Origin of the sequence: Pseudomonas ceruminis (assembly GCF_021602025.1) — a bacterium.
In the GTDB taxonomy this organism is placed as follows: domain Bacteria; phylum Pseudomonadota; class Gammaproteobacteria; order Pseudomonadales; family Pseudomonadaceae; genus Aquipseudomonas; species Aquipseudomonas ceruminis.
On sequence record NZ_BQHW01000001.1, the window covers coordinates 166,992 to 180,225 of the forward strand.

Annotated in this window: 15 protein-coding genes; 8 read left to right on the top strand and 7 right to left on the bottom strand. The window is 62.9% G+C overall.

From position 1 onward, the window contains the following. Positions 1-17: 17 nt before the first annotated feature. Complete coding sequence (locus L6D80_RS00755) at positions 18-830, top strand: UDP-2,3-diacylglucosamine diphosphatase (protein WP_054902811.1); 813 nt, start codon at positions 18-20, stop codon at positions 828-830. Between the two features lie 18 nt (positions 831-848). Here L6D80_RS00755 and L6D80_RS00760 read toward each other — a convergent pair whose 3' ends face one another. Continuing rightward, the gene (locus L6D80_RS00760; protein ID WP_176512466.1) at positions 849-1,160 is read right to left on the bottom strand and encodes an Mpo1-like protein; all 312 of its coding nucleotides are present in this window, start codon (positions 1,158-1,160) and stop codon (positions 849-851) included. Positions 1,161-1,314: 154 nt separating this feature from the next. Between L6D80_RS00760 and L6D80_RS00765 the strand changes: the two genes are divergently transcribed. Next, on the top strand, positions 1,315-2,376 hold the full coding sequence (locus tag L6D80_RS00765; RefSeq protein ID WP_054902809.1) for an AraC family transcriptional regulator: 1,062 nt from the start codon (positions 1,315-1,317) through the stop codon (positions 2,374-2,376). On the opposite strand, the gene L6D80_RS00770 is transcribed toward L6D80_RS00765, so the two are convergent. Continuing rightward, positions 2,333-3,787: a TrkH family potassium uptake protein gene (locus L6D80_RS00770; RefSeq protein WP_054902808.1), complete on the bottom strand. Its 1,455-nt coding sequence runs from the start codon at positions 3,785-3,787 to the stop codon at positions 2,333-2,335. The genes L6D80_RS00765 and L6D80_RS00770 overlap by 44 nt on opposite strands. 181 nt (positions 3,788-3,968) lie before the next feature. Between L6D80_RS00770 and L6D80_RS00775 the strand changes: the two genes are divergently transcribed. Next, positions 3,969-4,526 (top strand): nitroreductase family protein, encoded by a 558-nt coding sequence (locus tag L6D80_RS00775; RefSeq protein WP_176512467.1) that lies wholly within the window; start codon positions 3,969-3,971, stop codon positions 4,524-4,526. A gap of 90 nt (positions 4,527-4,616) precedes the next feature. On the opposite strand, the gene L6D80_RS00780 is transcribed toward L6D80_RS00775, so the two are convergent. The 5 genes from L6D80_RS00780 to L6D80_RS00800 all read right to left on the bottom strand — a co-directional run bounded on the left by L6D80_RS00780 (position 4,617) and on the right by L6D80_RS00800 (position 8,270). After that, positions 4,617-5,957, bottom strand: a complete 1,341-nt coding sequence (locus tag L6D80_RS00780) for a sensor histidine kinase (RefSeq protein ID WP_176512468.1) — start codon at positions 5,955-5,957, stop codon at positions 4,617-4,619. Positions 5,958-6,017: 60 nt separating this feature from the next. Next, entirely contained in the window at positions 6,018-6,434 is a 417-nt protein-coding gene (locus L6D80_RS00785; RefSeq protein ID WP_054902805.1) for a Spy/CpxP family protein refolding chaperone, read from the bottom strand. A gap of 185 nt (positions 6,435-6,619) precedes the next feature. Then, positions 6,620-7,297, bottom strand: a complete 678-nt coding sequence (locus L6D80_RS00790) for a response regulator transcription factor (RefSeq protein ID WP_054902804.1) — start codon at positions 7,295-7,297, stop codon at positions 6,620-6,622. Between the two features lie 78 nt (positions 7,298-7,375). Then, positions 7,376-7,675, bottom strand: a complete 300-nt coding sequence (locus L6D80_RS00795; RefSeq protein ID WP_176512469.1) for a YciI family protein — start codon at positions 7,673-7,675, stop codon at positions 7,376-7,378. 1 nt (position 7,676) lies between these two features. Continuing rightward, a complete protein-coding gene (locus L6D80_RS00800) occupies positions 7,677-8,270 on the bottom strand; it encodes a septation protein A (RefSeq protein ID WP_054902802.1) in 594 nt (197 codons plus the stop codon). A gap of 67 nt (positions 8,271-8,337) precedes the next feature. Between L6D80_RS00800 and L6D80_RS00805 the strand changes: the two genes are divergently transcribed. The 5 genes from L6D80_RS00805 to rluB all read left to right on the top strand — a co-directional run bounded on the left by L6D80_RS00805 (position 8,338) and on the right by rluB (position 12,747). Continuing rightward, complete coding sequence (locus tag L6D80_RS00805; protein WP_054902801.1) at positions 8,338-9,198, top strand: PHP domain-containing protein; 861 nt, start codon at positions 8,338-8,340, stop codon at positions 9,196-9,198. Positions 9,199-9,211: 13 nt separating this feature from the next. Next, positions 9,212-9,841 carry an L-threonylcarbamoyladenylate synthase gene (locus tag L6D80_RS00810; RefSeq protein WP_054902800.1) on the top strand — a complete coding sequence of 210 codons (630 nt, stop codon included), beginning with the start codon at positions 9,212-9,214 and terminating at the stop codon, positions 9,839-9,841. Between the two features lie 125 nt (positions 9,842-9,966). Beyond that, positions 9,967-10,692: a segregation and condensation protein A gene (locus L6D80_RS00815; protein WP_176512487.1), complete on the top strand. Its 726-nt coding sequence runs from the start codon at positions 9,967-9,969 to the stop codon at positions 10,690-10,692. After that, positions 10,679-11,458 (top strand): SMC-Scp complex subunit ScpB, encoded by a 780-nt coding sequence (gene scpB, locus L6D80_RS00820; RefSeq protein WP_176512472.1) that lies wholly within the window; start codon positions 10,679-10,681, stop codon positions 11,456-11,458. The genes L6D80_RS00815 and scpB overlap by 14 nt, the downstream gene beginning before the upstream one ends. 224 nt (positions 11,459-11,682) lie before the next feature. Beyond that, positions 11,683-12,747, top strand: a complete 1,065-nt coding sequence (gene rluB, locus L6D80_RS00825) for a 23S rRNA pseudouridine(2605) synthase RluB (protein WP_176512473.1) — start codon at positions 11,683-11,685, stop codon at positions 12,745-12,747. The last annotated feature ends 487 nt before the right edge of the window (positions 12,748-13,234 follow it).

The following is a 13,234-nucleotide window of genomic DNA, read 5'->3' on the forward strand; positions in this document are numbered from 1 at the left end:
AGCGCTGGAGCCTGCCCATGACCCATGCCGAACGTTTTCGCCCATCGCGCAAGCAGCGTGTGCGCACCTTATGGATATCCGACGTGCACCTGGGGACGCGGGACTGTCAGGCCGAACACCTGTCGCAGTTCCTCAAGGGGTACCAGGCCGACCGCATCTACCTGGTCGGCGACATCATCGACGGCTGGAAGCTGCGCAGTGGCATCTACTGGCCACAAGCCCACACCAATGTCATTCGCCGCTTGCTCACCCTGAGCAAGCGCGGCACCGAGGTGATCTACGTCACCGGCAACCATGATGAGTTCCTGCGGCGTTACTCCAAGTTGGTCCTGGGCAATATCCAATTGGTCGACGAGGCTGAGCATCTGACCGCGGACGGCCGGCGGCTGTTGGTCATCCATGGTGACCAGTTCGATGTGATCACCCGCTACCACCGCTGGCTGGCCTTTCTCGGCGACCGCGCCTACGAGGTGACCCTGGTGCTCAACCGCTGGCTCAACCATTGGCGCGCTCGCTACGGCTATGGTTACTGGTCGCTGTCGGCGTACCTCAAGCACAAGGTCAAGGGCGCGGTGAATTTCATCAGCGATTTCGAGGATGCCATTGCCCACGAGTGCACCCGGCGCGGCTTCCATGGGGTGGTGTGCGGGCATATCCACCATGCCGAGATCCGTAAGGTCGGCGAGGTGGATTACCTCAACTGTGGTGATTGGGTAGAGTCTTGCACGGCATTGATCGAGCATTGGGACGGTAGCATCGAGCTGTACCGGTTGGCCGAGGTACAGGCGCGGCAGGCTGAACAGGCTGCCGCGCTGCGCGAACCTGCCTGAAGCAGGTGCCCGCAGGCCCTACAAGCTGACCCTCCCCAGCAGAATGTCGCGAAACATGGCGAAATCGCCAATCAAGCTATACAGCGGATGCTTGAACGTCGCCGGTCGGTTCTTCTCGAAAAAGAAGTGCCCGACCCAGGCGAACCCATAGCCGAATACCGGCACCGCCAGCAACAGCAGCCACTTGCCACTGCCAATGGTGTAGGCCAGCAGGGCAATGACCAGGCTGGTGCCGACAAAGTGCAGGCGCCGGCAGGTAGGGTTGCTGTGCTCCCCCAGGTAGTAGGGGTAGAACTCGGCAAAGCTGCGATACTGCACGGTGCTGTTCATGGCAGTGCTCCGGAATTATCACTTTTTGACAGGATACACGGCGTGGAGCCTGAATCGAGTCTAGAGTCATTGGCGGGGCCGGCCAGTGACAATAGGCGCCAATTAAGTATCCTTGGGGTTAACCGCACGGAGCGGTCAGCATAAGAAGCCTGCCATGAGTGAAAGAACCACGTCAGCCAGCTGGGCATCAGGGATTGTCAAGGCACTTGAGCTGGAGGGGCTGGATTGCCCGGCCATGTTCAGGCAGCTTGGCTTGGATTTCGCGGCATTGGACGACCCCGATGCGCGCTTCCCTCAGGATTCCATGACCCGCCTGTGGCAACTGGCGGTCGAACTCTCGGGCAACGAAGCCATCGGCTTGAACATGGCGCGGGTGGTGCGGCCGGCTTCGTTCCATGTGGTGGGCTATGCATTGATGTCCAGCCGCACGCTGGCCGAGGGCTTCGAGCGCCTGGTGCGTTACCAGCGCATCATCGCCGAGAGCTCCGACCTGAGTTTCCGCCTTGGGCCGGAGGGTTATGCGTTGATCCTCACGGTACACGGCGATCACCTGCCGCCTACCCGGCACAGCGCCGAGGCCTCGCTGGCGTGCGCGCTGGCGCTGAGCAAGTGGCTCAGTGGGCGGCCGATCCAGCCTCGGCGGGTCATGATCCAGGGGCCGCAACCGAAAAATATCGAGCCGTACAAGGTGGCATTTCATTCGCCGCTGGTGTTCGGTGCGCCCCACGATGCGCTGGTGTTCGAGCGCGCCGACATGGAGGCAGCGTTGCCGACAGCCAACGAGGCCATGGCGATCCTGCATGACCGATTTGCCGGCGAATACCTGGCGCGTTTTTCGGAAAGCCGGGTGACGCACCGGGTGCGGCAGGTGCTGTGCCGCATCCTGCCCCAGGGTGAGCCCAAGCGCGAAACCCTGGCCCAGGCGCTGCACCTGTCCCAGCGCACGCTCCAACGGCGCTTGCAGGAAGAGGGCACCAGCTTTCAGGCATTGCTCGACGACACCCGCCGTGAGCTGGCCGAGCAATACCTTGCCCAACCGGGCATGACACTGCTGGAAACCGCTTACCTGCTGGGCTTCGCCGACCCTAGCAATTTCTACCGGGCCTTCCGCCGCTGGTTCGATGTCACCCCGAGCGAATACCGCGCACGCCTGGGCGGGCAAGCCGTGGTGGTCAGTGACGCCAGAACGCCGGCATGCACAACACCAGCACCGTGATGATCTCCAGCCGGCCGAGCAGCATGCCGGCAGCGAGGATCCATTTGGCGGCGTCCGGCAGCGTGGCGTAGTTGCCCGAAGGGCCGATCACTTCGCCCAGGCCTGGGCCAACGCCCGAAACGGTACCGGCGGCGCCGGTCAACGCGGTCATCCAGTCCACGCCCAGCAGCGACAACAGCAAGGCCATCACGCAGATGGTGATCGCGAAGAAGAACGAGAAGGTGAGGATCGAGCGCACGATCTCTTCGTCCAGGCGGTGGCCGTTGTATTTCTGCTTGATCACCGCACGCGGGTGAATCAACTGATTAAGGCTGGCCTTGAGCAGGATGTAGGCCACCTGGAAGCGGAAAATCTTGATACCCCCGGCGGTCGAGCCGGAGCAGCCGCCGACGAAGCCCAGGTAGAAGAACAGCATCAGCGAGAAATTGCCCCACAAGCTGTAGTCGCCCAATGCGAAACCGGTGGTGGTGACCACAGACGTGACGTTCAGTGCAACGTGACGCAAGGCATCGAGCCAGTGCAGGTTGGTGGTGGCCCAGTACCAGGTGCCCAGCACCAGCCAAGTCACCACCAGCATGCCGAGCAGCCCTTGTACTTGCTGGTCACGGATCAGTGCATTGCGGTTGCCGCGCAGGGTGGCAACGTAAAGGGTGAAGGGCAGGCTACCCAGGATCATCACTACCACCGCGACCCAGTGCACGGCCGGGATGTCCCATTTGGCCAGCGACTGGTCAGAGGTGGAGAACCCGCCCGTCGAAATTGCCGACATGGCGTGGTTGATTGCGTCGAACGGGCTCATGCCGGCCCACCAGAAGGCCAGGGCGCCAATCACCGAAAAGCCGACGTACACCGCCACGATAGACTTGGCGACCATGTGCGAGCGTGGCATGACCTTTTCCGATCGGTCCGACGACTCGGTCTGGAACAGACGCATACCGCCGATACGCAGCAGCGGCAGGATCGCCACCGCCATGGCGATGAAGCCAATACCGCCGAGCCAGTGCAGCATCGAGCGCCACATCAAGATCCCCGGCGACATGGTATCCAGCCCGCTGAGCACCGTGGCGCCGGTGGCGGTGATGCCGGACATACTCTCGAAGAACGCATCGGTGTAACTGATGTGCTGGGTCAGCAGGAAGGGCAGCGCGGCGAAGACGCACACCACCAGCCAACTGCTGACGGTCAGCAGGTACATGTCCCGCGGGCGCAGGTGGACATGCTCGGGGCGGCCCTGGATGACCAGGGCCAGGCCGGCAATGAAGGTGATCAGGCTTGCCCAGAGGAACGATGGCAGGTCACCGGTACGTTCGAAGATCACCAGGGTCGCCATGGGCACAACCATGCTGACCGCCAGGGTGATCAGGAAGATGCCGATGATGAAACCAATGATCCTTAAGGTCGGCAACGCCATGTGATCTGCTCTGACTCTGAACGGAAGGGCGCCATTCTACCTATGGGTCTGGTAGCTGCAAGCCGCGAGCTTCAAGCTGCAAGAAAAAGCGCTATGCATGGATCGGCGCATGCTTGGCGCTTGCAGCTTGTGGCGTGCAGCTTGAGAATGGCCGCACATTCACCTGCCAGGAGGGTAGCCGATGGAGGCTCTCGACGCATTGCTCAACCGTGTATCCGTGCCACGCCTGACCGACCCGGCGCCCAATGCCGCCCAGCGCGAGGCGCTGTTCCAGGCTGCGCTGCGGGCGCCGGACCACGGCCAGTTGCGCCCGTGGCGCTTTCTGACCATCGAGGGGCAGGGCCGCGAGAAGCTGGGTGAGCTGTTTGCACACGCCGTGCAGAACAAGGGCGATGCCAGCCAGGCCGCACTGGACAAAGCCCGCGCCATGCCGCTGCGGGCACCGTTGCTGATCGTGGTGATCGCCAGCTTGCAGGACCACTTCAAGGTGCCGAAGTCCGAGCAGCGGCTGGCTGCAGGGTGCGCGGCGCATGGCATTCTGCTTGCGGCGCATGCCCAGGGGATAGGTGCGGTGTGGCGCACGGGCGACATGGCCTTTGATGCACATGTACACAAGGGCCTGGGGCTTGGCGAGAACGAAGAGTTGATCGGTTACCTGTATGTCGGTACGCCGCTGAACGAGCCGCGTTCGGCGCCTATCCTGGCGACTGCCGAGTTCGTCAGCGCCTGGGGCGAGTAACTCGCTGGCCCCTTCGCGGGCCCTCAGGCTCAGTGGAACCCTGTGGGAGCGGGCTTGCCCCGCGAAGAGGCCGGAAAGCCCGACATCACTTCAACTGCCAATCTCCACCGCGAGCGGCAACTCAAGGCGGGCCACAAACCCGCCCTGCGGATGATTCTCCAGCACCAGACTTCCGCCATGGCGCTCCGCCGCCTTGCGGGCAATCGCCAGCCCCAGGCCATGCCCCGGCGCCTCCTGACCCGGCGCGCGGAAGAACGGCTCCCCCAATTGCGCCAGATGCTCCGCTGATACCCCCGGCCCATGGTCACGCACACTGATGACGATGCGTGCCTGTTCGCGCTCGGCACTTATCTCGATCGGCTGCCCCACAGGGTTGAAACGCAGGGCATTGCGCAGCAGGTTGTCCACGGCGCGCTCGATCAAGGTCGGCCAGCCTTGCAAGGTCAAGCCTGGTTGCGCTTCAAGCCGTAGCTCCTGCTCCGGCGCACTGAGCAGTGCATCTTTACGCACGCTGCCGAGCAAGGCGTTGAGGTCGACCGGCTCGGCATGGGCTTGTTCGGCATCGACCCGGGCCAAGGTGAGAATCTCGCTGATCAAGTCTTCCAGGCGGTCGCACTCGCGGGTCAGGCGTGGCCACAAGGCCTGGCGCTGTGCCGGTTCGGCACGTTCGGCCAGGGCCAGGGCAATGCGCAGGCGGGCGAGGGGGGAACGTAGCTCGTGGGAAACGTCGCGCAGCAACTGGCGCTGGCTGCCGATCAAGCTCTGCAGGCGGGCACCCATCTTGTTGAAATCTTTGGCCAGTACACCAAACTCGTCGCGCCGTGCCGCCAGGCGGGCGAGGCTGTTCTGCTGGTAACTGGCCTGGCCCAGGTCATGCACCGCACCGCGCAGGCGGCTGAGGGGGCGGGTGATGGACAGTGTCACCAGCAGGCTGAACAGGGTCAACACCACCAAGGCTATACCCAGGGCGCTCAATGGCCAGAGCAGGCTCTCGCGATGCCAGGCATCCAGTTCCGGGTGAGGAATGCGGTAGATCAGCAGGTAGGTCTCGCCAGTGTCTGGGCTGGTGTATTCCTCGGTCAGGCGGCGCCAAGGCAGGCGACGCTCGTCATTGTGCTGACGTGCCTCGAACGCGGCGGCGCGACGTGGGAAGGTGCCAGGTACCACGGCATCACCACTGTCATCGAGCACTTGTACGTCGATCTTGAAGCGCTGCTTGCGTCGCTCGAGAAAGTTCTGCGCCGATTCCAGACCTTCCTGCTCATAGTGCTTGGCCCAATGGCTGGCCAGGGTATTCAAGCCAGGGTGGCGGCTGAGGATCCAGGCGTCCTGGTTGAGCATGTGGCCCAACAGGATCGATAAGCCAGCGACCAGGGTGATAGCCAGCCAGAAGCTGGCCAGGATGCGCCAGAACAGAGAACGCAAGAGCACCTCCTGTAAACGGGAAAAGCCCGGCCCGCTTGGGGGCGGGCCGGGCATCGGGGGGACAGCTTACTGGGCCTTGCCGGCTTTTTCAGCTTTCCAGGCCTGGAATTCCTTCCATTCAGCCTTGCGTGCTTCACGTTCCTTCTGCAGCTCGTCGAACTTCTTCTGCTGATCAGGCTTGAGCAGCGCGCGGACTTGGCTGTCGGTCTTCTCGTGACTGGCCTTGAGTTCGTCCTTCATGGCCTTCTGGTCGGCGGCTGGCAGCTTGGCCAGGTAGCGCTCAGTGATGTCGCGGCGGTTCTTCATCTGCTCGCCCATCAGCTTGCCGATCTGCTGGCGCTGGTCGCGACTCAGGTCCAGTTGGGCGAAAGGCGCGTCACCGCGATGATGCGGGCCGTCGTGGCGCGGGCCGCCTTCAGGCATGGCCATGGCCACGGTCGGCAGGGCGGCGGCGAACATCAGGGCGATAAGGGTCTTGCGCATGGTGTCTCTCCTTTCAAAGGCCGGTGGTTACCGGATGAGCTCAGTCTAGGGAGATCAAGGTCAAGCGCAGTCAGGAGAGGGTAAAGGCTGGGTAAAGAAGCGGCCTCAGTGTGTAAGCGGCAAGTGGCAAGAATGGGGCGTGCGGTGGCTTTTCTTGCCGCTTGAAGCTTGCAGCTGGCCGGTGATTACAGGCTGTAGTAATAGCCGCGGCTGCGCAGCGCGACGATACGCGGGCGCCCGTCTGCATGCGGGCCGATCTTCTTGCGCAGGTTGCTGACGTGCATGTCCAGGCTGCGGTCGTAAAGGGTGAGCTTGCGGCCCAGGCCGATCTGCGCCAGTTCCTGTTTGTCCAGCGGATCGCCTGGCTGGCGCAGCAGTGCCTCGAGGATGCGGCTTTCGGACAGGGTAAGGCTCATCTCGCGGCCGTCGATGCTCACCACACCACGTACCGGGCTGAAGGCCAGGTCGCCGATCTCGACCTGAGTGGTGGCGGCGGTGGGATGGCTGCGACGCAGCACGGCGCGCAGGCGCGCAGTGAGTTCACGCGGGTCGCAGGGCTTGGCCAGGTAATCGTCAGCGCCCAGTTCCAGGCCCAGAATACGGTCCAGGGGTTCGCCACGTGCCGACAGCATCAGCACCGGCAGCTCGGCATGCTCGCTGCGCAGTTGCTTGAGCAGTTCCAGGCCGCTGCCATCGGGCAGCATCACGTCGAGCACCACGGCTGCGGGTGCATGTTCGGCCAACGCCTGGCGCGCGCTCTGGCCATCATGGCAGGCGCGGACGGTAAAACCTTCCTGGGTCAGCCAGCTGCCGAGCAGCTCGCAGAGTTCCTGGTCATCATCAATCAGTAACAGCTCGCTCATGACTCACTCAATTCAAATCGACGGCGTCTGACGCGCCTGCCAGTGGCAAAGATACCGCAGACGCCGCCAATTTATCGATCAGGGCAAGACTTGCTTGAATGGCTTGACGATGACGTTGTCGTACACGCCCGCGGCAATGTACGGATCGGCATCGGCCCAGGCCTGGGCGGCGGCCAGGGAATCGAACTCGGCCACGATCAGGCTGCCACTGAAACCGGCTGCACCTGGGTCGTTGCTGTCGATGGCCGGGTGCGGGCCAGCCAGCACCACACGGCCTTCGGTCTTGAGCTGCTGCAGGCGTTCGATGTGCGCCGGGCGCGCGGCCAGGCGTTTTTCCAGGGAATCTGCGACGTCGCTGGCGATGATGGCGTAGAGCATGTCAATCCTTGGGTTTGGAGGTGGAGGGGTCGTCATGCAGGTGGCGCGACAGGTATACACCCTGCGCCACCAGGAAGAGCACGGTCATGCCCAGGCTGCCGAATACCTTGAAGTCGACCCAGAACGCCTGGAAGGTGAACGCGACGAACAGGTTGGCCGCGCCACAGAACAGGAAAAACGCGATCCAGGCCAGGTTCAGGCGGGTCCAGATGGCATCGGGCAGCGTCAGGGCGTGGCCCATGATGCGTTTGATCAGTACCCGGTCACCGATGAAGTGGCTGCCGGCAAAGCCCAGGGCGAACAACCAGTTGACCACCGGCGCCTTCCACTTGAGGAAGGTTTCGCTGTGGAAGGTCAGGGTCAGGCCGCCGAATACCAGGCATGCGACCAGGGTCAGCCACTGCCCTTTCTCCAGCTTGCGCTGGCGCAGGAACAGCGCGCCATACACCACCAGCGAGCTGATGATCAGCATCGCCGTGGCGCTGTAGATGCCGCCGAATTCGAAGCTGTGGCCGGCGACTTCCAGGGGGCGCGGGTCAAGCTTGTAGACGATGAAGAACAGCAGCAGCGGGATGAAATCGATGAATTGTTTCACAATGGCAGCCAGAATCGGGATGTGACGGCATAATAACAAACATCGATTCCAGCGGTAGCGCTCCTCCATGAATGTTGATCTGCACTGTCACAGCACGGCCTCCGATGGCGCCCTGTCGCCTGCGGTCCTGGTCGCCCGGGCCCATGAGCACGGGGTGCAGACGCTGGCACTGACCGACCATGACACCCTCGAAGGCCTCCCCGAGGCCCGCCAGGCCTGCGCCGAGCGCGGCATGCGCTGGGTCAGCGGGGTAGAGCTGTCGTGCACCTGGGGTGGCGCAACCATTCATATCCTGGGCTATGACTTCCCACTCGAGGCGCCGCCGCTGCTTGACGCGATCGAGTCCCTGCACCGTGGCCGCTGGCTGCGTGCCGAGGAAATCGACAAACGGCTGGCGGCCAAGGGCATGCCTGGCGCTCTGGACGGGGCCCGTGCCGTGCAGCAGGAACTGGGCGACAGCGGCAATGCCCCGGCGCGGCCGCACTTTGCCGAGTACCTGGTGCGCGCAGGGCACGTCAAGGACCGTGGTGAGGCGTTTCGCAAGTGGCTGGGCGCGGGCAAGCTGGGCGATGTGAAGTTGCACTGGCCCACGCTCGAGGAAACCGTTGCCACCTTGCGACAGTCCAACGCCTGGGTGAGCCTGGCGCACCCCATGCACTACGATCTGACCCGCAGCAAGCGCAGAAGGCTGATTGCCGACTATATTCAGGCAGGCGGGCAGGCGCTTGAGGTGGTCAATGGGATGATGCCGGCCGAGCAGGTGGGTACGATGTCCATCCTCACCCGTGAGTTTGGTCTGCTGGCAAGCGCTGGCAGCGATTTCCACGGCCCCGGCACCTGGGGCGAGATCGGTGCCTACCGGCCATTGCCCGAGGACCTGCCACCCCTGTGGCGGCGATTCAGCCATGAACAGCCTATGGCGATATGAACAGGACGATTTCGTGAGCCAATTTTTCCAGATACACCCGGAGAATCCGCAACCGCGGCTGATCCGCCAGGCCGTGGAGATCATCCGCAAGGGCGGCGTGGTGGTCTACCCGACCGACTCGGCCTACGCCCTGGGTTGCCAGATAGGCGACAAGGCGGCGATAGAGCGGGTGCGGCGGCTGCGCGGGTTGGACAAGACCCACAATTTCACACTGATGTGTTGCGACATGTCGCAACTGGGCCTGTACGCCAAAGTCGACACCGGGACCTTCCGCCTGCTCAAGGCTCATGTGCCCGGGCCGTATACCTTCATTCTCAACGGCACCCGCGAGGTGCCGCGCTTGTTGCTGCATGAAAAGCGCCGCACCATCGGCCTGCGCGTGCCCGACCACGCCATTACCTTGGCGCTACTGGCCGAGCTTGGCGAACCGCTGATGAGCGTCAGCCTGATCCTGCCCGGTGACACCGAGCCAATGACTGACCCCTACGAAATCCGCGAGCGCCTGGAGCACCATGTCGATCTGGTCATCGATGGCGGTTTCGGCGACCTCAAGGCCTCGACCATCATTGACCTGTCTGGCGACGAACCTGAACTGATCCGCGAAGGATGTGGCGATCCCAAGCCTTTCCTGGTCAGCGCGTGAGCGAGGTGGAGGCGCCCGAGGCGCCGGCTGAAGAGGCCGACGCGCCCCAGCAGTTGCAGTTGGCCCTGGTCTACGGCGAAGCCCTGACGGAAATGCCGGTGGACCTGTATATCCCGCCGGATGCGCTGGAAGTCATCCTCGAAGCCTTCGAGGGGCCGCTTGACCTGCTCCTGTACCTGATCCGCAAGCAGAACATCGACATCCTCGACATACCCGTGGCCGAAATCACGCGCCAGTACATGGGCTATGTCGAGCTGATGAAGAGCGTGCGCCTGGAGCTCGCCGCCGAGTACCTGGTGATGGCCGCCATGCTGGCCGAGATCAAGTCGCGGATGTTGTTGCCACGCTCGGCCGAGATCGAGGAAGAGGAGGGTGACCCACGTGCTGAACTGATTCGCCGCCTGCAGGAGTACGAGCGCTTCAAGGCGGCCGCCGAGGGCCTGGACACGCTGCCGCGGGTTGGCCGCGAGGTTGTCGTGCCGCGCCTTGAAGCGCCGCAGGCCAAGGTGCGCAAGCTGTTGCCCCAGGTCAGCCTGGAGGAGCTGCTGGTGTCCATGGCAGAGGTCATGCGCCGCAACGACCTGTTCGAAAGCCACCAGATCACCCGTGAGACCTTGTCGACCCGCGAGCGCATGAGCGAGGTGCTGGAGCGCCTCAAGGGGGGCGGCTTCGTGCCCTTCGTCGAGCTGTTCACTGCCGAGGAGGGCAAGCTGGGCGTGGTGGTGACCTTCATGGCGATTCTTGAGCTGGTGAAGGAATCGCTGATCGAACTGGTGCAGAATGAGCCTTTCGCCGTGATCCATGTCCGGGTCCGAGCCGAGCCTGTCGAAGAACCTGATGAACCTGAATGAACCCCGCGAACTGGCGTCGCTGATCGAGGCCTTTCTGCTTGCTAGCGGCAAGCCGCAATCGCTCGAGCGCTTGTACGAGCTTTTCGAAGAGGCCGAGCGGCCCGAACCCAAGGTTTTCAAGAAAGCCCTCGAGGTCCTTGGCAAGTCTTGCACAGGCCGTGCCTTCGAGCTCAAGGAGGTAGCCAGCGGCTACCGCCTGCAGATCCGAGAAGCGTATGCACCCTGGGTGGGCCGGCTGTGGGAGGAGCGCCCGCAGCGTTATTCCCGAGCGTTGCTCGAAACCATGTCGTTGATCGCCTACCGCCAGCCGATCACCCGTGGCGAGATCGAAGATGTAAGGGGCGTGGCGGTCAACAGCAACATCATCAAGACGTTGATGGAGCGCGAGTGGATTCGCATCGTCGGCTATCGCGAGGTGCCGGGGCGGCCGGCAATGTTCGCCACGACCAAGGCATTTCTCGATCACTTCAACCTCAGGAGCCTGGACGAGCTGCCGGCATTGGCCGAGTTGCGTGAAATGGAGCCCGAACCTGTGCTCGACCCGGATGATGCACCGGTGCCGGCGCATCTGCAGGCGTTGGCCGATGCCAGCCTGGGTGAGGATGACGAGGTTGCCGAGCCGAAGGAAGAAACCAGCTTCCGTAGCTTGCTGGTTGAGCTCGATGCCATGGAAGAGGGGTTGAAGACCGACTTTGACGATCTGCGTGAAGCAGAGGCGGCAGAGCCTGATGGCTCGCTTCAGGCAGAAGACAAAGGGCAGCCCTGAGCCTTTGGCTCCCTTGAACGCTACGCCGTCCTTGTGGAAGCGGGGTTCCCTGCGAAGTGGCTGGCACTGACTGCACAATCACCGCCGGGCAGAAAACCCGCCCCACTGCTGCAAAACCCTCTAGGCTGCAGTGCGTTCCCCCGCCGAACCGCGTATGATGCGCGGCCTTTTGGCGCGTTCGTCGCCAGAACCCTGTTTTCATTCCTACACCGGGAGGTGCCCAGATGAGTGAGCAAGACCTGCAAGACACCGAATTCACCCCTCCATCCGGCGAAAAGCTGCAGAAAGTGCTGGCACGTATCGGCGTTGGTTCGCGCCGTGATGTCGAGGCCTGGATCAGCCAGGGCCGCATCAAGGTCAATGGTGTGGAGGCCACCCTGGGTCAGCGCGTCGACCTGCATGACGCCATTGCCGTTGACGGCAAGCTGATCAAGCGTGAAGAAGCCGCCGAGGCCACCCGTCGGGTGATCATGTACAACAAGCCTGATGGCGAAATCTGCACCCGCGACGACCCGGAAGGCCGCCCAACCGTGTTTGACCGTCTGCCGCGCCCGAAGGAAGGCCGTTGGATCAACATTGGTCGCCTGGACATCAACACGACCGGCCTGCTGCTGTTCACCACCGACGGTGAGTTGGCCAATCGCCTGATGCACCCGTCCTACGAGATGGACCGTGAGTACGCGGTACGTGTACGGGGTGAAGTGGACGACGAGATGATCGAACGCCTTAAGGCGGGCGTGATGCTCGAAGACGGCCCCGCCAAGTTCACCGATATCCAGAAAGCACCGGGTGGTGAAGGCTTCAACCACTGGTACCACTGCGTGGTGATGGAAGGCCGCAACCGTGAAGTGCGTCGCCTGTGGGAGTCCCAGGGCATGGTGGTCAGCCGCCTCAAGCGCGTGCGCTTCGGCCCGGTGTTCCTCAATTCCGACCTGCCGATGGGCCGCTGGCGTGAAATGACCCAGGGTGAGATCGACATCCTGGCCGCTGAAGTGGGCCTGCAACCGGTCGCGCTGCCTACCCTCAACCTCAAGGCCAAGGACAAAATGGAGCGCATGCAGCGCAAGTCCACCCGGCCTATGGGGCGTAACGAGCGCGTGCGCAACCTGCGCCCAGCCCATGAAGCCGGCACGGCCGAGCGCCCTGCGCGCCAGCCGCGTGAAGAAGCGCCGCGTAAGGGTAACCGCGGCAGCACGGTTGCCGAGCGCCCAAGCGAGATGCGCAAGCGCACCACCAAGCCGGACGCTGACAAGCCGGCAGGCCGTGGTCGCGGCAAGCCACGTGGCTGATCTGCTCTGGCAGTCATGAAAGGCCAGCCTTCGGGCTGGTTTTTTTTCGCCTGCGCGAACCTGCAATACACAAGGTGTTGAACAAAAAAGAAATTTTCCGATGACTGGCAAGGTTTCAGACCGGTCTGTAAAGAAAATTATACGAATTTGCCCGATTTTCTGGGTCCACCTGAATTTCTGTAAACAGATCTTGCCGCGCCAGGGGTGCCAACGTCCCCGACCAGCCTCTCGCCCTATTGCCCAAACCCCCGCCCCAGGCTGTTATAGCAGCCATTGCCGTGTGCAGAAGCCCGTCCACAGAGCCGGGCTGACAGAACAACAAATGGAGGCGCCATGTACGCCGATCACTTCGCCTTTCAAGGCTTCCTACCACAGGACCGCTGCGTTTTTTCTGAGGAAATGACGCAACGCGTTGACGCCTGCGCGCTTGCAGGGGTATACAGTGCGCCGCGTTTTACCTGTGACTCTCTTGCGTACCGCGCACTCT

What these genes read in the sequence shown, in the direction of transcription:
- L6D80_RS00755 (WP_054902811.1), top strand. Translation starts at nt 18, where the DNA reads ATGACCCATGCCGAACGTTTTCGCCCATCGCGCAAGCAGCGTGTGCGC.
- L6D80_RS00760 (WP_176512466.1), bottom strand. Translation starts at nt 1,160, where the DNA reads ATGAACAGCACCGTGCAGTATCGCAGCTTTGCCGAGTTCTACCCCTAC.
- L6D80_RS00765 (WP_054902809.1), top strand. Translation starts at nt 1,315, where the DNA reads ATGAGTGAAAGAACCACGTCAGCCAGCTGGGCATCAGGGATTGTCAAG.
- L6D80_RS00770 (WP_054902808.1), bottom strand. Translation starts at nt 3,787, where the DNA reads ATGGCGTTGCCGACCTTAAGGATCATTGGTTTCATCATCGGCATCTTC.
- L6D80_RS00775 (WP_176512467.1), top strand. Translation starts at nt 3,969, where the DNA reads ATGGAGGCTCTCGACGCATTGCTCAACCGTGTATCCGTGCCACGCCTG.
- L6D80_RS00785 (WP_054902805.1), bottom strand. Translation starts at nt 6,434, where the DNA reads ATGCGCAAGACCCTTATCGCCCTGATGTTCGCCGCCGCCCTGCCGACC.
- L6D80_RS00790 (WP_054902804.1), bottom strand. Translation starts at nt 7,297, where the DNA reads ATGAGCGAGCTGTTACTGATTGATGATGACCAGGAACTCTGCGAGCTG.
- L6D80_RS00795 (WP_176512469.1), bottom strand. Translation starts at nt 7,675, where the DNA reads ATGCTCTACGCCATCATCGCCAGCGACGTCGCAGATTCCCTGGAAAAA.
- L6D80_RS00805 (WP_054902801.1), top strand. Translation starts at nt 8,338, where the DNA reads ATGAATGTTGATCTGCACTGTCACAGCACGGCCTCCGATGGCGCCCTG.
- scpB (WP_176512472.1), top strand. Translation starts at nt 10,679, where the DNA reads ATGAACCTGAATGAACCCCGCGAACTGGCGTCGCTGATCGAGGCCTTT.
- rluB (WP_176512473.1), top strand. Translation starts at nt 11,683, where the DNA reads ATGAGTGAGCAAGACCTGCAAGACACCGAATTCACCCCTCCATCCGGC.